We start from the raw sequence: 18,668 nt of genomic DNA, 5'->3' as shown, positions 1-18,668 counted from the left end.
GAGGAGAACACCATGAAAACGCAGACAATCGCGCCGAAACGCTGGTGGTATATCATGCCCATCGTGTTTATCACCTACAGTCTGGCGTACCTGGATCGCGCAAACTTTAGCTTCGCCTCTGCCGCCGGCATCAACGACGACCTGGGCATTACCAAAGGCATGTCCTCGCTGCTGGGCGCGCTCTTCTTTCTCGGCTACTTCTTCTTCCAGATCCCCGGCGCGGTCTATGCCGAACGCCGCAGCGTGAAAAAACTGATTTTCTGGTGCCTGGTGCTGTGGGGCGTCTGCGCTTCACTGACCGGCATAGTGAGCAATATCCCCATGCTGGCGGCGATCCGCTTCGCGCTCGGCGTGGTGGAAGCGGCGGTTATGCCCGCCATGCTGATTTATATCAGTAACTGGTTCACCAAATCAGAACGCTCGCGCGCGAATACCTTCCTGATCCTTGGCAACCCGGTCACGGTGCTCTGGATGTCGGTGGTGTCCGGCTACCTGATCAACGCGTTTGGCTGGCGCGAGATGTTTATCTTCGAAGGGATCCCGGCCGTAATCTGGGCTGTCGCCTGGTGGTTTATGGTGCAGGATAAGCCGGAGCAGTCGCGCTGGATGAGCGATGAAGAGAAAGCCGCGCTGGCTGCCCAGCTGAAAAAAGAGCAGGAGAATATCAAGGCGGTACGCAACTACGGCGAGGCCTTCCGCAACCGCAACGTTATTCTGCTCTGCATGCAATATTTCGCCTGGAGCATCGGCGTCTACGGCTTCGTGCTGTGGCTGCCGTCAATTCTGCGTAACGGCACGCAGATGGGCATGGTGGAAGCGGGCTGGCTGTCAGCCGTACCTTATCTGGCGGCGACCATTGCGATGATCGTGGTTTCCTGGGCGTCGGACAAAATGCAGAACCGCAAGCTCTTCGTCTGGCCGCTGCTGCTGATCGGCGCGCTCGCCTTCCTGGGATCATACCTGGTGGGCAGCGGCAATTTCTGGCTCTCCTACACGCTGCTGGTGATTGCAGGCGGCGCCATGTATGCCCCTTACGGACCTTTTTTCGCCATCATCCCGGAAATGCTGCCGCGCAACGTCTCCGGCGGCGCGATGGCGTTGATCAACAGCATGGGTGCGCTGGGGTCGTTCGTCGGTTCCTGGATTGTCGGCTATCTTAATGGAGCGACGGGCAGTCCGGCGGCCTCCTATATCTTTATGGGCGCGGCGCTGCTGGTATCGGTGTGGCTGACGTTGATCGTCAAGCCGGCCGAAAACAAAACGCCGCCGCTGCACGGTGCGAAACACGCCTGAAAGCGTAAGCGCTGACCCTCTTCTCCGGGCGACCTGTGTGTCGCCCGTCACACGTTTTACAGGGAGCGAACGATGAAACCATCCGTGATTCTGTATAAAAGCCTGCCGGACGACCTGCGCGACCGGCTCGATGCCCACTTCAGCGTAACCGAAATCCGCGATCTGTCGCCAGAGAGCCAGCAGCAGCACGCTGACGCGCTGGCGCAGGCCGAAGGGCTGATCGGCTCTGGCGGCAAGGTTGACGGCGAACTGCTGGCGAAAATGCCGAAGCTGCGCGCCTGCTCAACCGTATCGGTGGGTTATGACAACTTCGACGTTGACGCGCTCAATCAACGCCATGTGCTGCTGATGCATACGCCGACGGTGCTGACCGAAACGGTAGCTGACACCATGATGGCGCTGGTGCTGAGCAGCGCACGCCGCGTGACCGAACTGGACGCGTGGGTAAAAGCGGGCCAGTGGGACAAAAGCATCGGGCCGGACAGATTCGGCGTCGACGTGCATCATAAAACCCTCGGCATTCTCGGCATGGGCCGCATCGGTATGGCGCTGGCGCAGCGCGCGCACTTTGGCTTCGGCATGAAAGTGCTTTATAACGCGCGTCGCGAACATGAAGAGGCGCAGTCTCGCTTCAGCGCGCAGCGCTACGATCTGGAGACGCTGCTGAAAGAGAGCGATTTTGTCTGCATCAGCCTGCCGCTGACCGAGCAGACGCACCATATGATCAGCGCGGCGCAGCTTAAGCTGATGAAGCCGAGCGCCATCCTGATCAACGCCGGACGCGGGCCGGTGGTGGACGAAGAGGCGCTGATCGCCGCGCTGAAAGAGGGCACGATCCACGCGGCGGGTCTGGACGTATTCGAGAAAGAGCCGTTGACCTCATCACCGCTCTTCTCTCTGCCTAACGTGGTAACGCTGCCGCACATCGGCTCCGCCACCCATGAAACGCGCTACGGTATGGCGCAGGATGCGGTAGATAACCTGATTGCCGCGCTGACCGGCAAGGTGGAAAAGAACTGCGTCAATCCTGACGTGCTTAAGTAATCCGCCCTTTCCATTGCGCCCGCCGCTGGCGGGCGTTATCGTTGTTTTCCCATTCGTCACACGTTTTTAACTTCTATATGGCTTTTTCTCAGTTCGGCGACAAGTTTACCCAGCACACCGGCATCTCACGTCTGATGGAAGATATGGGCGCAGGCCTGCGCACGCCCGGCACCATTATGCTCGGCGGTGGCAATCCGGCGCAGATCCCGGCGATGAACGCCTATTTTCAGCAGCTGCTGCAGCAGATGCATGACGAGGGCAAGCTGAGCGAAGCGCTCTGCAACTATGACGGCCCGCGCGGCAAAGCCACGCTGCTGAATGCGCTGGCGACGCTGCTCAGCAGCGAACTAGGCTGGCCGGTAACCGCGCAGAATATCGCCCTGACCAACGGCAGCCAGAGCGCCTTTTTCTATCTGTTTAATCTGTTCGCCGGTCGCCGCGCCGACGGCAGCAAAAAGCGCGTGCTCTTTCCGCTGGCGCCTGAATATCTGGGTTACGCCGATGCCGGCCTGGATGAAGGGTTGTTCGTTTCCGCGAAACCCAATATTGAGCTGCTGCCGGAAGGACAGTTTAAATATCACGTCGATTTTGAACATCTGCCGATGCATGACGACATCGGCCTGATCTGCGTGTCGCGCCCCACCAATCCGACCGGCAACGTGGTGACCGACGACGAGCTGATGCAGCTTGACGCGCTGGCGCAGCAGCATGATGTGCCGCTGCTGATCGACAACGCCTACGGCGTGCCTTTCCCCGGTATTATCTTCAGCGAAGCGCGCCCGCTGTGGAATCCCAATATTATTCTCTGCATGAGCCTGTCGAAGCTCGGTCTGCCCGGCGCGCGCTGCGGCATTATCGTCGCTGACGAAAAGACTATCAGCGCCATCAGCAATATGAACGGCATTATCAGCCTGGCGCCCGGCAGCATCGGCCCCGCTATCGCCGCCGAGATGATCCAGCGCGGCGACCTGCTGCGGCTGTCGGAAGAGGTGATTAAACCCTTCTATCAGGCGAAAGTGACGCAGACGATCGCGATTCTTCGCCGCTATCTGTCGGAAGAACGCTGCCTGATCCATAAACCGGAAGGCGCGATTTTTCTCTGGCTCTGGTTCCGCGATCTGCCGATCAGCACCGAGGCGCTCTACCAGCGGCTGAAGGCGCGCGGCGTATTAATGGTGCCGGGCCACTTTTTCTTCCCCGGCCTGGAGCAGGCGTGGCCGCACACGCACCAGTGCATGCGCATGAACTATGTGCCGGACGCCGAGAACATCGAGCGCGCGGTGCAGATTCTGGCGGAAGAGGTAGAAAAGGCGTTTGCGGAGCAGCTGTAATCGGCTGCCCTGAATAAGCTCCGGCCTGACCGGAGCTTACTCCTCTTCCTTTTCCACCAGCGACTCCCGACACCACTGCGCCAGCTGGCGGATCGCCTGCTCGACCTCTTTATTCCAGCCAAACCCGGCGTTAAGCCGGAAGCAGTGGTCGTAGCGGTGATCGGTAGCGAAAATATGGCCTGGCGCAATGCCAATGCCAGCGTTACGCGCCTTGAGAAACAGCGCGCGCACGTTCAGCGCCCGATGCGGCATCTCTACCCACAACACATAGCCCCCTTCTGGTTCTGAGACGCGCGTGCCCGCAGGGAATTCGCTCAGCAGCGACTGCCGCATCTTCTGGATTTGCCCGGCCAGCTCGCGCCGCAGCTTGCGCAGATGGGCGTCATAGCCGCCGCTGCGCAGCAGTTCGGCAATCGCCGCCTGCGACAGCGTCGAGGTGCCCATGGTCGAGGTATATTTCAGCGAAGCGATTTTGCGCATGTAGTTGACGCTGTGCACCCAGCCGATGCGGATGCCGGGCGCGATGGTTTTAGAAAAGCCGCTGCACAGGATGGCGTTGGGGCTAAACGCGCGCATCGGAAAGGGCCGCCGTTCGCCGAAGGCGGTGTCGCCGAAAATATCATCTTCAACGATAACCACGTCATTCTCATCGGCCTGACGGGCTATATAGGCTTTCTGCTCGTTGGGAATCGATTTGCCGAGCGGATTGTTGACGTTGCTGATGGTGAGAAATGCCTGCACCGCTTTACGACGAAACAGCGCGGTAAGCTTTTCGACGTCGACATAACCTTCTGGCCCGGCCTCTACTTCGATGACGCGCAGGTTGAGATTATGCAGCATCTGTAGCAGCACGAAGTAGCAGGGCGATTCCACCGCCACTACGTCGCCAGGCTTGAGCGTAGCCCGCAGCGACAGCGATACCGCCTCAATGCAGCCGTTGGTGATCAGAATATCGTCAGCGCTGATATTACAGCCGTACTCCACCGCGCGGCGCGCGATCTCATGCTTCAGCGGCAGGTAGCCAGTGCCTTTAACCGTGGTGCCCAGCAGCGCCGGTTTGCTGTATCCCATCTGGCGCATCAGCAGCCCGATTTTTTTTACCGGATAGAGCGAGCTGTCGCCGTTTGCCAGATCGAGACGGACGCGGCACTCCGAGCCGAGGATCGCCAGATGCATCTCCGTCTGCTCATCCAGCGGCGCGACCAGGCGCGGCTGCGCTAACTGCGTTGGCTGCGCCTCTTTATGCGTCAGGCGCGCCGCGACGAAAAAGCCCGACTTCGGCTTCGCCACCGCAAAGCGCTCATCCTCCAGCGTGCGTAACGTTTTTAGCGCGGTCGTCAGGCTGACGCTGTACTGCGTAGCCAGGGTGCGCACCGAGGGCAACCGGCTGTCGGGCAGCAGCGAGCCGCTGCGAATAGCCTGCTTGATCTGCTCGGCTATCTGGCGGTAACGACTGCTCTGACTCTCCTGCTCGTCCGTTTCACCGGGCATCTGTTCCACCCCATATCGTACTGATCTGTGCGTATTCAAGAGAGTACATTCAAAGTACTTTAGGCTGCATCTCTTAATTATTTATGACGCAAAACCGTTCCGTTCTCTGCGCCAGGTTCCCTGACGACCGTCTCAGTTCAGGCATTCATTGCTACACCGCTTAATGGCCTGTTTTACATGAAATCACCGGGTTACATGCAGTTAACCGAGTTTATCAGCCAAAGGAAAACGCGAGAAATGAATAATCTGTCCACCATGATGAGAGAAATTGAAGGCTATCTGACGCCCGCAATCATCGATTCCGCTAAACGGTGCTCTCATCGCCTGCTTGCCGCGCTGCCTGATAGCGAGCATCTCTCGCGCAACCGCATTCTGCTCGCCTACGGCGGCGGTAAAGACAGCAGCTATATGGTGGCCTATGTGCGTTATATTCAGGGGTTAATCTGGCAGCAGCGCGGCGACACCTTCCGCCTGCGCATCAGCACTAACCGCCACGCCGCCATGAGCGACAGCGTGATGGAGAATATCGACCGCGTTTACCACGCGCTGGCTATTCACCATGACGCCTTCGTAGAGAGCCTGATCGTCGACGGCCAGCAGATCCGCCCTTTTGAACGTCATCTTCCCCTGCCTGAGTCGGTGCGCCAGCAAAACCGCAGCGATGTGCTGATGAACGGCCACCGCTTTCGCGCCGACGCGCGCTCGACCTTCTGCAACGCCTGCAACCTCAGCATGGTGAACTCGTTCGGCCTGGCGGCGCACTATAACGGCGGCGTGGATATGATTATCACCGGCGACTCGCCGCAGGAGCAGACCGCCTATGTCGCCTGGGCGCGCCACCTTTCTCGCTTGTTTAACGCGCCGACGGCGGAAAAAGATCAGGGATTTCGCGGCTTTCTGCAGACGCTCGACGGCGTGGCAGATCGCTACTCGGCCGCCATTCACGGCGAAGAGGGCGTTACGCCCGCGCGCCGCATCATGCATCAGCTGACGCGCAACCCGCTGTTCTTCAATATCTATCAGGACACCGCTTACGAAGCTGGCGCGCACTGGGCGTTGCTCAATGACTTTATGCGCTTCCGCTTCGACGCGCTGATGTTCAGCTTTTCCGAATCGGACTGCGGCAACCCGACGCTGATGGCGCATATTCGCGGCCTGCGCGCAGAAACGCTGCTGCAGCGCAGCTACGCTGAAGGCATCCGCGAATATGTGCGCTTTGCGCTGGGGCTGATGGTGCAGAAAGATTTTCCGCAGCCGCTGATCGCCGAGATGGCGGCGCGCTATCAGGACGACGAGGCTATCGAACAGCAGCGCCAGCGCGCGGCGCGCTTCGCCGCTGAGGCGTTCGGCCTCGATGAGACCCAGCTGATTTGCATGATCTACTCCCCCTTTATCGCCCAGGGCAACCAGCTGCGCAGCTGGCTGACGCAGCAGCAGATCGCGCTGGATGAAGCGGCGATTCGCCAGCTGCTCTCCGGCGAGCGCGACGACGCGGCGCTGGCGCAGCAGCTAAGCCAGCTCTCTGGCCTGGATCTCACCCAGATGCGCCACTGCTGGCGCAGCAGCCAGGTGAGTTCGCTGCTGGAGGGCAAAAGCGCCGATCCGCTGTCGCGCGTTCTGCGTTTCGACCCGCACAAGGCGGTAATTCAGGTTAACCACGGCGTCCTGCAGGATACCGTGACCGAAGTGATTTCCGGGCGCTGATCCCGGTAAGGCGAAGCGATGAGAAAGGTCTTCCTGCAAATAGGCGCCACGCGCGACGGCCAGAATCCCTACTGCGAAGTGGCGAAGCGCGACGGCTACTTTACCGTACTGGCGGAGATGAGCGACTTTATCGACTACCAGTCGCTCAGCCTGACGCTGCCGTTTGATCTAATCCTTCGCCTCGATCGGCCGGAAAATGCCTGGGAGGTGTTGCAGGCCTGTCTGCACGCCGGTCTGATGGAGCATCCGCGCGTGGTGCTGGCCGGGTTTGAGGCTTATAACGCCAGCGCCGGTCGGGTGCGGGAAATTCTGGCCGGGCCTGATGCGCCGCGCACCTTTATCCCGCTGGATAAATATGCCCAGCGGATGGCGCTGAAAAAAGCCTGGCCGCGCTTTCCCCAGCCGGAGTTTCGTTTTTTCGCCTCGCCGCTCAGTATTCTCGACGCCCACCAGGCCCTGATCTATCCCTGCGTTATCAAGCCGGTGGACAGCGGCGGCGGGCTGGGGATCTGGCTGGTGGAGTCGCCTGAGCGGCTTGCTGGCATCGTGCAGAATCTGGAAGAGACGATGAACTACGGCGGCCGCAGCTTTAGCGGGTTTATCGTCGAGAGCTGGCTGGACGGCGATGAATATTCGCTGCAGGGCGTGGTGCATGAGGGGCAGCCGCACGCGCTGACCTGCTGCCAGAAAGTGATTGAGCAGCATCGCGACGCGCAGGGCGGGATCAGTTTTTACGAATCCGGCCACGTCGCCGTCGCCGCCGAGCCGCTGCCGCCGGCGTTCGCCAGCCTGATGACGCTCTGCTGTGAAACCTTTAACTATCGACTCGGCGCCTTTCATATCGATTTCATCGTAGTGGATGGCGTGCCGCATTTTCTTGAAATGGGTTTTCGCCTTTCCGGCATGGGCGTTGTGAATCTGGTGGAAGAAGCGACCGGCATCAACTGGGTAGAGATCGCGTTTCGGCTTGAAGCAGGCGGCGAGATGCCCGCGCTGCGCTTCACCGCGCCGCCGCGCGCCGTTGGCCAGCTGCGCCTGCGCCAGCCTGCCCAGCTCCGTCAGGCGGAAAGCTGGATTGCGGAACATCAGCAGGGCGCGCTGCTGCCGCCGCTGACCTTTCCCGGCCTGCAGGTCTCGCGGCGCTCGTCGCTCTATGCCGATTTAACGCGCCATGCGGGCATTCTCGGCACGCTGCGCCTGGCTGCCGAGGGTCGCGACGATATTCTTGCCGTCTTTAACAACCTGGTCAGCGCGACATCTTTACTCTCAGAAGGAAATTTATTGTGTGCAGAATGATTCTGGCGCAGGGCGAATTCAACGCGGCGCAGGTACTGGATGCGGCACGCGCCATGAGCTGCGGAGAAACCGCCTGTCATGACGGCCCAATTAAAGAGCACCCTAACGGCTGGGGATGTTTATGGCTGGAAGAGGGCGAGATCCGTACGCTGCGCGGCAGCGGCCCTTTTGCCGACGCGCTGCCCGATATTGATGTCGATCGTATCAGGGGGCGTTTTCTGGCGGTGCATGTGCGCCACGCCACGCTGAGTACAAATCAGGGGCTGGAGTTTTCCCATCCGCTGCTGCGCGACAGCGCAGGCACGCGCTGGTACATGATGCATAACGGCTTTATGCCTAAGGTTTACGCTCGCCTCGGCATGGCGGCGTCCCGCTTCGACTCCGCGGAATATCTGGAATATCTGGTGGACCGCATTACCCCCGCCGACTTCACGCGCGACTACCTGCGCGACAAGCTGGCGCAGGTCGAGCCGGGCGGCAGCGCGGGCAATGCGATTTTCGTCACGCGTGAACGCGCATGGGCGTGGCAGTGGCATCCGGAGGATACACCCTATCCGCACTATTTTACGCTGCACACACTGCAGCATGAGCGCTGCACCTATATTTCATCTGAACCTGTTCCAACTCTGGGCGACGCCGCCAGCTGGCGACGCATGGCTAACCATGAACTACGCGAAATTCCTTTGGGGGAGTAAACATCATGGCCATTTTTAATCAGATACGCGTCATCAATCCCAGCATGTATGTGGAGCGAACCTGGCTGGACGATATTGTCACGGCGCGCGTGCCGCTGCTGGTGCTACGCAATTTCCTGACCGATGAGGATCGTCGGGAGGTGGTAACAGATTTGCAGCGCTGCCGCGAGAAGATCCGCGTTTCACACTATCCCAACGGCGCGTTGACTACGCTTGGCCCTTATCTGGCGAAACATACGGCCGCACCGGAAAACTATTTTACTGAATGGCGCGACATCGAGCCTGCGCTGCCGCCCTCTCTCGCCGCGCTGCGCCTGCAAATCTATGAGTGGGTGCGCCACGCGCTGAAGCTGGAAAGCCTGAAAACCGCCAAGGAGCCGGAGCTGGGCGACTACGCCGGATCGATTGTGCGCTTCCACGCCAACGGCGTCGCCAATCCGCTGCACAACGACAATATCGTGCGCGACGCTGCCGATACCGGTCTGGCGGTGACGCAGATCCTGCACCAGCTCAGCTGCGTGGTCTGCCTGCAGGAGTGCAACGCGGGCGGCGAGCTGCGCATTTTCAATAAAAAGTGGGCGCCTGAAGATGAGCGTTTCAAAACGCCAGGCGAGCTGGGCTACCAGAGCGGCGTGGTGGCGCAGAGCGAAACCTGCGAATTCTCGCCGCGCAGCGGTGATATCTACCTGTTTAATCCCGCCTTTTACCATGAGATCGATCGCGTCGAGGGCGATACCCGCATAACCATGGGCTTCTTTTTTGGCCTGACCGATAAAAAAATGAAACACGCGATTGCGTGGAGCTGACGCCCGACGCGCAGCCTTGCAAAACGAGGAGAACAGATGACGACCTTTTCAAAAATTACCGAACTGCTGGATCGGCATAAGGCGGATTATCGCGTAGTGGAGCATGAGGCGATCGGCCAGACCGACACCATCAGCGCGCTGCGCGGCAATGCGCTTAACCAGGCGGCGAAGGCGATGGTGCTGGAAGTCGCAATGCCGGAAGGGGGCGGATCGCGCTTCCTGCTGGCGATCGTGCCGGGCGACTGCAAAATCAATTTCAAAAGCGCGGCGCGCGCCATCGGCGGTAAAAAGTCGAGCTTCGCTGCGCCTGAGATGGCGCAGTCGCTGACCGAATGCGTAATGGGCGCGGTGCCGCCGTTTAGTTTTGATGACCGGCTGGCGCTGCGCGTCGATACGCGTCTGCGCGACGTCGGCACGTTGTGGTTTAACGCCGGCGCGCTGGAAAAATCGATCGCCCTTAATGCAGACGACTATCACCGTATTGTGGGCGACGCCTGCTATGCCGATATCGCCACGCCGGTAGCGGTTAGCGCCTGACGGCAGAGGAAAGGTTATGTCAGCCAAAGATATGTTGCTGGCGCTCTGTGTCGTGGTGGCGTGGGGCGTCAATTTTGTGGTGATCAAGCTCGGCTTACAAGGCATGCCGCCTTTTTTGCTGGCGGGTTTGCGCTTTACCCTGGTGGCGTTTCCGGCGATCTTTTTTGTTTCTCGCCCCGCTATTCCGCTGCGCTGGCTGGTGGTTTACGGTATGACCATCAGCTTTGGTCAGTTCGCTTTTCTGTTTCTTGCCATCAAGCTCGGCATGCCTGCCGGGCTCGCCTCGCTGGTGCTGCAGGCGCAGGCGTTTTTCACGCTTTTGCTGGGCGCGCTGCTGCTGGCAGAAAAACTGCGCTGGAACCATATCGCAGGCGTGCTGATCGCGACGCTGGGGATGTTTATGCTGGCGACGGCGGGCATGGAGGGACAGTCGGCCGCGGGCATTACGCTGACGACCATGATGCTGACGCTGGCGGCGGCCCTGTCGTGGGGGCTGGGTAATATCACCAATAAGATCATTCTGCGCAACCGCAAGGTGCCGGTGATGTCGCTGGTGGTCTGGAGCGCGCTGGTGCCGGTGCTGCCCTTTTTCGCCTGTTCATGGTACTTCGAAGGCGAAAGCGCCATTCTCTTCAGCCTGACGCACATCTCGCTGCAAACCGTACTGGCGCTGATCTATCTCGCCTTTATCGCCACCATCGTCGGCTACGCCATCTGGGGCAACCTGCTTAGCCGCTATGAAACCTGGCGCGTAGCGCCGCTGTCGCTGCTGGTGCCGGTAGTGGGTATCCTCAGCGCCGCGCTGGTGCTGGACGAACGGCTTTCGGCGCAGCAGATGCTGGGCGCGGCGGTGATTATCTTCGGCTTGCTGGTCAACGTCTTTGGCGGTCTGGTAAGCCAGCGCCTGGCGATGCGCACCCATCCGTAATGGCGTGCATGGTTTTTGTCACACAGAGTATGAAAAACAAAAACGCCGCAGAAGCGGCGTTTTTTTCTCGTTGATTCTGATTAGTTCAGAATTTCAATCCGGCGCGGTTTCGCCTCTTCAGGGACGATGCGTTCCAGATCGATGCTCAACAGGCCGTTTTCCAGGCGTGCGTCGCGAACCACAATGTGGTCAGCCAGCTGGAATTTGCGCTCGAAGTTACGTTCGGCGATACCCTGATAGAGATATTTACGCTCGGTCTGCTCTTCAGGATGCGCGCCACGTACGATCAGTACGTTGTCGTGAGCGGTAATATCCAGTTCGTTCTGGGCAAAGCCCGCCACCGCAATGGTAATGCGATAGTGGTTTTCGCTAACCAGTTCAACGTTGTACGGAGGATAACCGCCATTGCTCTGGTTCTGGTTGGACTCCAGCAGGTTAAACAAACGGTCAAAACCGATAGCAGAGCGATAAAGCGGAGCAAGATCAAAATTACGCATGGAATGACTCCTGATATTCAGCAAGTTTTGGCAACCTTCCACCATGGACAGGTTGTGCGGCGCCCCGATGTCCCTGTCGGCGACAGCGAGTGCGTCCGTAGCTTAAAAATGGGTATGCCCAGTGCGCTTTCAAGAGGCGAATCGCAATTTTTTTCGCCATTCTGCTGAAGTGGCATACACTCAGGGGACCTTTCGTCTGACATAACGCACCTCGCCGTAGAGTGAGGATGTTAACGGACAAGCTAACTCAGCCGGGGCGAACGCCACAGTTGAAGGGACGATGAAGATGAATTTATTAAAAGCATTTCCTCTGGCAGGCGCGCTGGCCTGCTGCACCTTTACCCTTACCGGGTGCTCCAGCGTGATGTCACATACCGGCCCGAATCAGGGCTACTATCCGGGCACGCGCGCCAGCGCCAATATTCTGGTCGACGATCACAGCAGTTGGGTGCTTAAGCCGCTGGCGCTGATCGATCTGCCCTTCTCCGCCGTACTGGATACGCTGCTGCTGCCCTGGGATTATGCGCGCAGCGACGAAGACAAATCGATCGATTCCCCGCGTGAGCGTATCCTTCAGAGCGAAAAGCTAAACCACACGCAGGAGAATCTGGCGCAGGCCGCGCCCTTTCCAGCGGTCAGGCCAGCACAGTAAAGAGCTGTCGCCAGCCGTCAACCTCACGCATAAAGGCGATCTTTTCTCCGTCCGGCGACCAGACGACCGCGTCGCCGCTCGGCGGCTGTTCGCTGCGGTCGGTCAGCGGCTGGCAGGCGCCACTGCTGATATCGCAGCGAACGATCTGGTTGTCGCTGATAAAGGCGACGGCGCTGCCCTGAGGATGCCAGCTAAACGCTGACTGCACCGAGTGCGTCAGCCGCGTCACCTGTCGCGGCGCGCCGCCATTGGGCGATACCGTCCAGAGCTGAATCACCTCTTGCTCATCCGCCATTAAAAAGGCGATGGCGCTGCCGTCAGGCGCGCTGCGCAGCCAGTGGCGCGGCTGTTGAGCCAGCCCGCGCGTAAAGGTCACCCGACGCTGCCGCACGCCCGCGGGCGGTGCCGGCAGGCGGCTCTCCGTTCCCTCCAGCGGTTCGTCGCCCGGCATAGCGTAATCTTCCAGCGCCTCCGGCAGATCGACGACAAAGACCTCCGGCTGTTTTTCACCGGCGGCGGAGAGCGTGTCGCCGATAAAGGCGATAGCCCAGCGCTGCCAGCTGCCGTCCGGCTTCTGGTAGCCGCGCGCGCCGATCCAGCCCTCTTCATATGCGCGATTAATTTCGTCGCTGCCCGGACGCGGCGTCGCGGTAGTGCGGCTGATCAACACGCTGAAGTGGCTGCCGCTGTATTCGCGGGGATGCTGCCTGACCGGCGCGACCGCGCGCAGCGGCACCGCAACGCCGACGTTGCGCAGATCCTCTTTCGGGTCTTTTTCATGCATCACATGATCGTTGTAGGTAAAGCTGATGCGCGAGCCGTCAGGGCTGTAGAGATGCACATGCGAGCCGCCGCGCAGCGCGCCGGGCGTAAAGGGCGGCGTGATATCGCAGGCGTCGAGATTCTGCGCCCGGCCGTTTTGCACAATCACGCCGCGCCGGTGATGAAAATCGTAATGCCACGTCTCGTCAGGATGTTCCGGGCCATGAATGCAGAGATAGCGCGGCGGCAGATCCGGGCTGACGGTCACGACGCCGACATGCGCCCCGTCGGTTGCCCGATAGAGCACCTCAACCGCGCCGGTTTCTACATTGACGCGTTCAATGGTCTCGCTGGTAAAGGAGGCGCCTGACGGACGAACGTCGAAGGCCAGCCACTGGCTGTCGGCGGTCCAGATGTTGCTGTTGGTAAGCTGATGATGTCGCGGGCTGAAGGTGATCTGTTTTTCGCGCATAGGGCAACCTGACTAAAAATGTTGCCCCACACGCTACGCCAAAAGCGTTAAAGATGCAGCTTTGATTTTGTCTGCGGCAGCGACGCGGCGGCGCCCTCTATCGACCGCTTACGCCCGACGAACAGCCCCAGCACGCCACCGAGGATAAGCGCGCCCGCCACAATCAGCAGACCGTCGTTATAGCTGCTGGTAGCGTCTTTAATACGACCCATCACCGGCGGAAAACCCAGCCCGGCAATATTCGCCACTGCGTTAATCAGCGCTACCGACGCCGCGCCCGCCACGCCGGACACCGTTTCGGTGGTGACCGCCCAGAAGACCGGCGTGATCGCCCAGTTCAGACCCACCATCAGTACCAGCAGCAGGTAGGCCATCCACTGTTGCGGCACCGCCAGCGCCGCCAGCAGCAGCAGACCCGACGCCATCAGCGGCAGGCCGAGATGACGCGCCCTTTCGCCGGTGCGATCGGAGTGTCGTCCGTTAAGATACATAAAAATGCAGGCGAACAGGAAAGGCACCGCCGACAGCAGGCTCACGGTCAGGTTGCTGCGATCCGCCGCCACGGCTTTCACGATCAGCGGCAAAAACAGCGTAATGCCGATAGTGCCGAAAGCCTGTAGCAGCCACAACAGGCTGAGCGTCCAGACGCGCCTGCTTTTCAACGCCACGCGCCAGTCGTGATCGTTGAGCGCCGAATGCTGTTCGTCGCGCGCCAGCGTCTGCTGCAGATAACTGCGCTGCTCTGCGGTCAGCCAGCGCGCATTGGCTGGCGCATCGTCCAGATAAAACCAGGTGACGACACCCAGCACGAACGCCGGGATGCCCTCCAGCAGAAAGAGCCAGCGCCAGCCTTCGACGCCCAGCATACCGTGAAGATTAAGCAGGCTGCCGGAGAGCGGCAGTCCGATGACCGACGCCAGCGCCGCGCCGATATAAAACAGCGACATCGCGCGAGCGCGGTCGCTGCGCGGATACCAGCAGCTCAGGTAAAAAATGATGCCGGGCGTAAAGCCAGCCTCCGCCGCGCCGAGCAAAAAGCGCATCACGTAGAGCTGCGTCGGCGTCTGCACCAGGCTCATACCGGCGGCGATAATGCCCCAGCTCACCATGATGCGCGCGATCCAGCGGCGCGCGCCGACGCGCGTCATCAGCACGTTGCTCGGCACCTCAAAGATGATGTAAGTGACATAGAAAATACCGGCAGCGATGCCATACATTTCGGCGGTCATCGCTAAATCGGCGTTCATTTGCAGCGCGGCGACCGAGATATTGGCGCGGTCGATATAGGCGATCAGATAAAGCACCATGATAAAAGGCATGATGCGCAGGTTCATTTTCTTAATAGTGCTGAGGTGAAGATGGTTGTTCATCGTGAGGTCCTCAGGTCGAGTAGGATAACAGCGGTAAGTAACTTTTTGATTTATATGTTTTATATTTAATGCAGCGGCGTAGCGCATTTTGACCGCGTCAGCGCGTCGACGTGGTGCGACCAACCTTCAGTGACTGGCTCGTCTGAGCCAACATGGAGTGAGGCTGATTGTAGTACTCAAAAACAAAGTTGTACTACAATGAAGATCACAAAACAGACAATCCAGACCCGCAGGCCTGAGCAGGAAGCGAAAAATGCGAGGTCGGACGGCGGAATGCCGTCCGTGAGGGGATTACAGCACCAGCTCTTCGATAGCGTGCGCGACGCCATCTTCCATATTGGTTTTGGTGACGAACTGCGCGATCTGCTTAACAGAGTCGATGGCATTGCCCATCGCGACGCCCATTCCGGCGTATTCAATCATCGCCAGGTCGTTCTCCTGATCGCCGATCGCCATAACTTCATCGCGCGCCAGACCGAGCTTTTCCGCCAGCATTTTAACGCCCTGGCCTTTATTGACCCGGCGATCGAGGATTTCCAGATAGTAAGGCGCGCTCTTGAGGATGGTGTAAGTCTGCTGGGCTTTAGCTGGCAGGCGCTGGATAGCGGCATCCAGCAGATCGGGTTTATCGATCATCATCAGCTTGGGAAAGCGCGTCGCGCGGTCCATCTCCTCAACCGAGCGATAGCGCACCGGAATACCGGTCAGGCTCGCTTCATGAATGGTGTATTCGCTGAGATCTTTGTTTGGCGTATAGAGAAAGGATTTGTCGAACGCCTGGAAATGTACGCCCAGCTCGCGTGACAGCTGTTCGATGTAAAGGTAGTCGTCAAAACCCAGCGTAATTTCCGCTACGCATTCGCCATCTTTTGCCTGCTGCACCAGCGCGCCGTTGTAGCTGATGCAGTACTGACCCTCGTCAGCCAGACCCAGTTCCATCAGGTAGCGCTGTATCCCTACGTAGGGACGACCGGTCGCCAGCACCACGGCAACGCCTTTTTTATGCGCGCGATCGATAGCTGATTTTACGCCAGCGGTGATCTCATGCTGCGGGTTAAGCAGCGTGCCGTCCATATCAATTGCAACCAGTTTAATCGCCATAGCTTCCTCGTTGATTCGGGGTTTGGCTTAAATGCTAGCGCGATTCAGCTCACAATGACCACTTTCGTAATGCTTCAGGCATAAAAAAACCCTTCCGGTCAGGAAGGGTCTGAAGACAGGGTGCCGACGTGGGTGACAGAAACCGATCGCAAAGTTGCTCAAGGCATCCTTGCTCGCTCGGCCCGCGACATCCCTGTCGCGGGACGCTTTGCTCTTCGGTTCCCGTCACCCGCGCTTTGGCTTTATCCGCCGTCTGTCGATCGTTAGATATCGATATTTGCTGCTTTCAGCGCATTCTCTTCGATAAAGGCGCGGCGCGGCTCAACCGCATCGCCCATCAGCGTGGTGAAGAGCTGATCGGCGGCGATGGCGTCCTTGATGGTAACGCGCAGCATACGACGGCTGTCTGGATCCATCGTGGTTTCCCACAGCTGCTCGGCGTTCATCTCGCCAAGACCTTTATAACGCTGTACCGACAGACCGCGACGCGACTCTTTCACCAGCCATTCGATAGCCTGCTCAAAGCTGTCGACCGGCTGACGGCGTTCACCGCGCTCGATGTAGGCGTCTTCTTCAATCAGGCCGCGCAGCTTTTCGCCCAGCGCGTTGATTTTGCGATATTCCGGCCCCTGAATGAACTCGGCGTCCAGCGTGTAATCGGTATCGACGCCGTGTGTGCGCACGCGCAGTACCGGTTCGAAGATATTCTGCTCGCGGTTAGCGCGTACCTGGGCGACATAGCTGCTGCCATGGGTTTCACGCTCGCCCAGGAAGGCCACCAGCTCGTCCAGCCAGGTCTGAACTTCTGCTTCATTGCTCAGGTCAGCCAGCGTCGGATGGTAAACCAGCGCGCGCAGCAGCGCGACCGGATAACGGCGCTCCATACGCTTGATCATCTTCTGCGTGCTGTTGAACTCTGCGACCAGGTTTTCCAGCGGCTCGCCGCCCAGCGCCGGTGCGCTGGCGTTGGTGTGCAGGGTGGCGCCGTCCAGCGCGATGGCGATCTGATACTGATCCATCGCCTCATCATCTTTGATGTACTGCTCCTGCTTGCCTTTCTTCACCTTATAGAGCGGCGGCTGCGCGATATAAACGTGGCCGCGCTCGATGATTTCCGGCATCTGACGATAGAAGAAGGTCAACAGCAGCGTACGAATGTGCGAGCCGTCGACGTCCGCATCGGTCATGATGATGATGCTGTGGTAGCGCAGCTTGTCCGGGTTATATTCGTCACGGCCGATGCCGCAGCCCAGCGCGGTAATCAGCGTCGCCACTTCCTGCGAAGAGAGCATCTTGTCGAAACGCGCTTTCTCTACGTTAAGGATTTTACCCTTCAGCGGCAGGATCGCCTGATTCTTACGGTTACGCCCCTGTTTCGCCGAACCGCCTGCGGAGTCACCCTCCACCAGGTAAATTTCAGAAAGCGCTGGATCGCGCTCCTGGCAATCCGCCAGCTTGCCCGGCAGGCCAGCCAGATCGAGCGCGCCTTTACGACGCGTCATTTCGCGTGCGCGACGGGCCGCTTCACGGGCGCGCGCGGCATCGATGATCTTGCCGACCACGATTTTAGCGTCGCTCGGGTTTTCCAGCAGGTATTCGCTCAGCAGCTCGTTCATCTGCTGTTCTACCGCCGATTTCACTTCGGACGAGACCAGCTTGTCTTTGGTCTGCGAGGAGAACTTCGGATCCGGCACTTTGACCGAAACGACCGCAACCAGACCTTCACGAGCGTCATCGCCGGTGGCGCTGACTTTCGCTTTCTTGCTGTAGCCTTCTTTATCCATATAGGCGTTCAGCGTACGCGTCATTGCCGCACGGAAACCAGCCAGGTGCGTACCGCCGTCGCGCTGTGGAATGTTGTTGGTGAAGCAGTAGATGTTCTCCTGGAAGCCATCATTCCACTGCAGCGCCACTTCCACGCCAATGCCGTCTTTCTCGGTCGAGAAATAGAATACATTCGGATGGATAGGGGTTTTGTTCTTATTCAGATACTCAACAAACGCCTTGATGCCGCCTTCGTAATGGAAGTGATCGGCTTTGCCGTCACGTTTGTCTTCCAGACGAATCGATACGCCAGAGTTGAGGAACGACAGCTCGCGCAGGCGCTTCGCCAGGATTTCGTACTCGAAATCGGTAACGTTGGTAAAGGTGTCATGGCTTGGCCAGAAACGCACGCGGGTACCGGTCAGATCGGTTTCGCCCGTAACATGCAGCGGTGCCTGCGGCACGCCATGCACGTAGGTCTGCTGATGCACTTTGCCTTCGCGGCGAATGGTCAGCTCCAGCTTCTGCGACAGGGCGTTAACTACCGAGACGCCCACGCCGTGTAAACCGCCCGACACTTTATAAGAGTTGTCGTCGAACTTGCCGCCTGCGTGCAGGACGGTCATGATCACTTCCGCAGCGGAAACGCCCTCTTCTTCGTGAATGCCGGTGGGGATACCACGGCCATCATCCTGAACGGAAACGGAATTATCGGCATGAATGGTCACGACGATATCACTACAGTGACCGGCGAGCGCTTCGTCGATTGCGTTATCCACGACCTCGAATACCATGTGGTGCAGACCGGTGCCGTCATCCGTATCGCCGATATACATACCCGGACGTTTGCGTACCGCATCCAGCCCTTTCAGAACTTTGATACTTGAGGAGTCATAAGAATTCGACATCAACGTTTCTCGCTCAT

The 18,668-nt window shown here is 59.1% G+C and carries 16 protein-coding genes; 10 read left to right on the top strand and 6 right to left on the bottom strand.

Annotated elements, in window-relative coordinates; translation table 11 throughout:
- Positions 1 to 12: 12 nt before the first annotated feature.
- The 3 genes from B3797_RS08705 (at position 13) to B3797_RS08695 (ending at position 3,668) form a co-directional block, all read left to right on the top strand.
- Positions 13 to 1,293, top strand: a complete 1,281-nt coding sequence (locus B3797_RS08705) for an MFS transporter (RefSeq protein ID WP_311790880.1) — start codon at positions 13 to 15, stop codon at positions 1,291 to 1,293.
- 72 nt (positions 1,294 to 1,365) lie between these two features.
- Positions 1,366 to 2,337, top strand: a complete 972-nt coding sequence (ghrB, locus tag B3797_RS08700) for a glyoxylate/hydroxypyruvate reductase GhrB (protein WP_311790879.1) — start codon at positions 1,366 to 1,368, stop codon at positions 2,335 to 2,337.
- A gap of 77 nt (positions 2,338 to 2,414) precedes the next feature.
- Positions 2,415 to 3,668 carry a valine--pyruvate transaminase gene (locus B3797_RS08695; RefSeq protein ID WP_311784339.1) on the top strand — a complete coding sequence of 418 codons (1,254 nt, stop codon included), beginning with the start codon at positions 2,415 to 2,417 and terminating at the stop codon, positions 3,666 to 3,668.
- 36 nt (positions 3,669 to 3,704) lie between these two features.
- Here B3797_RS08695 and B3797_RS08690 read toward each other — a convergent pair whose 3' ends face one another.
- Positions 3,705 to 5,159 carry a PLP-dependent aminotransferase family protein gene (locus B3797_RS08690; RefSeq protein ID WP_311790878.1) on the bottom strand — a complete coding sequence of 485 codons (1,455 nt, stop codon included), beginning with the start codon at positions 5,157 to 5,159 and terminating at the stop codon, positions 3,705 to 3,707.
- 237 nt (positions 5,160 to 5,396) lie between these two features.
- Between B3797_RS08690 and B3797_RS08685 the strand changes: the two genes are divergently transcribed.
- The 6 genes from B3797_RS08685 to B3797_RS08660 are packed head-to-tail and all read left to right on the top strand — an operon-like array spanning position 5,397 to position 11,125.
- Positions 5,397 to 6,863 (top strand): hypothetical protein, encoded by a 1,467-nt coding sequence (locus B3797_RS08685; protein WP_311790877.1) that lies wholly within the window; start codon positions 5,397 to 5,399, stop codon positions 6,861 to 6,863.
- Positions 6,864 to 6,881: 18 nt separating this feature from the next.
- Positions 6,882 to 8,159, top strand: a complete 1,278-nt coding sequence (locus B3797_RS08680; RefSeq protein WP_311790876.1) for an ATP-grasp domain-containing protein — start codon at positions 6,882 to 6,884, stop codon at positions 8,157 to 8,159.
- Entirely contained in the window at positions 8,156 to 8,854 is a 699-nt protein-coding gene (locus B3797_RS08675; RefSeq protein WP_311784383.1) for a class II glutamine amidotransferase, read from the top strand. The genes B3797_RS08680 and B3797_RS08675 overlap by 4 nt, the downstream gene beginning before the upstream one ends.
- A gap of 5 nt (positions 8,855 to 8,859) precedes the next feature.
- On the top strand, positions 8,860 to 9,660 hold the full coding sequence (locus B3797_RS08670) for a 2OG-Fe(II) oxygenase (protein WP_311790875.1): 801 nt from the start codon (positions 8,860 to 8,862) through the stop codon (positions 9,658 to 9,660).
- Between the two features lie 36 nt (positions 9,661 to 9,696).
- Complete coding sequence (locus B3797_RS08665; protein ID WP_311784334.1) at positions 9,697 to 10,197, top strand: YbaK/EbsC family protein; 501 nt, start codon at positions 9,697 to 9,699, stop codon at positions 10,195 to 10,197.
- A gap of 16 nt (positions 10,198 to 10,213) precedes the next feature.
- Positions 10,214 to 11,125, top strand: coding sequence for an EamA family transporter (locus B3797_RS08660; protein WP_311784333.1), 912 nt, complete (start codon positions 10,214 to 10,216; stop codon positions 11,123 to 11,125).
- Positions 11,126 to 11,205: 80 nt separating this feature from the next.
- Here B3797_RS08660 and ibpA read toward each other — a convergent pair whose 3' ends face one another.
- Entirely contained in the window at positions 11,206 to 11,622 is a 417-nt protein-coding gene (ibpA, locus tag B3797_RS08655) for a small heat shock chaperone IbpA (protein ID WP_033755460.1), read from the bottom strand.
- Between the two features lie 286 nt (positions 11,623 to 11,908).
- Between ibpA and B3797_RS08650 the strand changes: the two genes are divergently transcribed.
- Positions 11,909 to 12,274, top strand: coding sequence for a YceK/YidQ family lipoprotein (locus B3797_RS08650; protein ID WP_311784332.1), 366 nt, complete (start codon positions 11,909 to 11,911; stop codon positions 12,272 to 12,274).
- Here B3797_RS08650 and B3797_RS08645 read toward each other — a convergent pair.
- From B3797_RS08645 to gyrB, 4 genes are all read right to left on the bottom strand, one after another.
- Positions 12,258 to 13,508 carry a DUF3748 domain-containing protein gene (locus B3797_RS08645; protein WP_311790874.1) on the bottom strand — a complete coding sequence of 417 codons (1,251 nt, stop codon included), beginning with the start codon at positions 13,506 to 13,508 and terminating at the stop codon, positions 12,258 to 12,260. The genes B3797_RS08650 and B3797_RS08645 overlap by 17 nt on opposite strands.
- A gap of 47 nt (positions 13,509 to 13,555) precedes the next feature.
- Positions 13,556 to 14,878, bottom strand: coding sequence for an MFS transporter (locus B3797_RS08640; protein WP_311790873.1), 1,323 nt, complete (start codon positions 14,876 to 14,878; stop codon positions 13,556 to 13,558).
- A gap of 291 nt (positions 14,879 to 15,169) precedes the next feature.
- Positions 15,170 to 15,979, bottom strand: a complete 810-nt coding sequence (gene yidA / locus B3797_RS08635) for a sugar-phosphatase (protein WP_311784329.1) — start codon at positions 15,977 to 15,979, stop codon at positions 15,170 to 15,172.
- A 263-nt stretch (positions 15,980 to 16,242) separates the two neighbouring features.
- Positions 16,243 to 18,651: a DNA topoisomerase (ATP-hydrolyzing) subunit B gene (gene gyrB / locus B3797_RS08630; RefSeq protein ID WP_120457733.1), complete on the bottom strand. Its 2,409-nt coding sequence runs from the start codon at positions 18,649 to 18,651 to the stop codon at positions 16,243 to 16,245.
- Between the last annotated feature and the right edge of the window lie 17 nt (positions 18,652 to 18,668).

The sequence above is a fragment of the Pantoea sp. UBA5923 genome (genome assembly GCF_002431095.1).
Taxonomy (GTDB): domain Bacteria; phylum Pseudomonadota; class Gammaproteobacteria; order Enterobacterales; family Enterobacteriaceae; genus Pantoea; species Pantoea piersonii.
This window is presented reverse-complemented; position numbering and strand designations above follow the sequence as displayed.

Bases quoted from the DNA above. Each gene is read 5' to 3' on its own strand.
- ibpA (WP_033755460.1), bottom strand. From the start codon at position 11,622: ATGCGTAATTTTGATCTTGCTCCGCTTTATCGCTCTGCTATCGGTTTT.
- B3797_RS08665 (WP_311784334.1), top strand. From the start codon at position 9,697: ATGACGACCTTTTCAAAAATTACCGAACTGCTGGATCGGCATAAGGCG.
- yidA (WP_311784329.1), bottom strand. From the start codon at position 15,979: ATGGCGATTAAACTGGTTGCAATTGATATGGACGGCACGCTGCTTAAC.
- B3797_RS08695 (WP_311784339.1), top strand. From the start codon at position 2,415: ATGGCTTTTTCTCAGTTCGGCGACAAGTTTACCCAGCACACCGGCATC.
- B3797_RS08705 (WP_311790880.1), top strand. From the start codon at position 13: ATGAAAACGCAGACAATCGCGCCGAAACGCTGGTGGTATATCATGCCC.
- B3797_RS08660 (WP_311784333.1), top strand. From the start codon at position 10,214: ATGTCAGCCAAAGATATGTTGCTGGCGCTCTGTGTCGTGGTGGCGTGG.
- B3797_RS08670 (WP_311790875.1), top strand. From the start codon at position 8,860: ATGGCCATTTTTAATCAGATACGCGTCATCAATCCCAGCATGTATGTG.
- gyrB (WP_120457733.1), bottom strand. From the start codon at position 18,651: ATGTCGAATTCTTATGACTCCTCAAGTATCAAAGTTCTGAAAGGGCTG.
- ghrB (WP_311790879.1), top strand. From the start codon at position 1,366: ATGAAACCATCCGTGATTCTGTATAAAAGCCTGCCGGACGACCTGCGC.
- B3797_RS08690 (WP_311790878.1), bottom strand. From the start codon at position 5,159: ATGCCCGGTGAAACGGACGAGCAGGAGAGTCAGAGCAGTCGTTACCGC.
- B3797_RS08645 (WP_311790874.1), bottom strand. From the start codon at position 13,508: ATGCGCGAAAAACAGATCACCTTCAGCCCGCGACATCATCAGCTTACC.
- B3797_RS08640 (WP_311790873.1), bottom strand. From the start codon at position 14,878: ATGAACAACCATCTTCACCTCAGCACTATTAAGAAAATGAACCTGCGC.
- B3797_RS08680 (WP_311790876.1), top strand. From the start codon at position 6,882: ATGAGAAAGGTCTTCCTGCAAATAGGCGCCACGCGCGACGGCCAGAAT.
- B3797_RS08685 (WP_311790877.1), top strand. From the start codon at position 5,397: ATGAATAATCTGTCCACCATGATGAGAGAAATTGAAGGCTATCTGACG.
- B3797_RS08675 (WP_311784383.1), top strand. From the start codon at position 8,156: ATGATTCTGGCGCAGGGCGAATTCAACGCGGCGCAGGTACTGGATGCG.
- B3797_RS08650 (WP_311784332.1), top strand. From the start codon at position 11,909: ATGAATTTATTAAAAGCATTTCCTCTGGCAGGCGCGCTGGCCTGCTGC.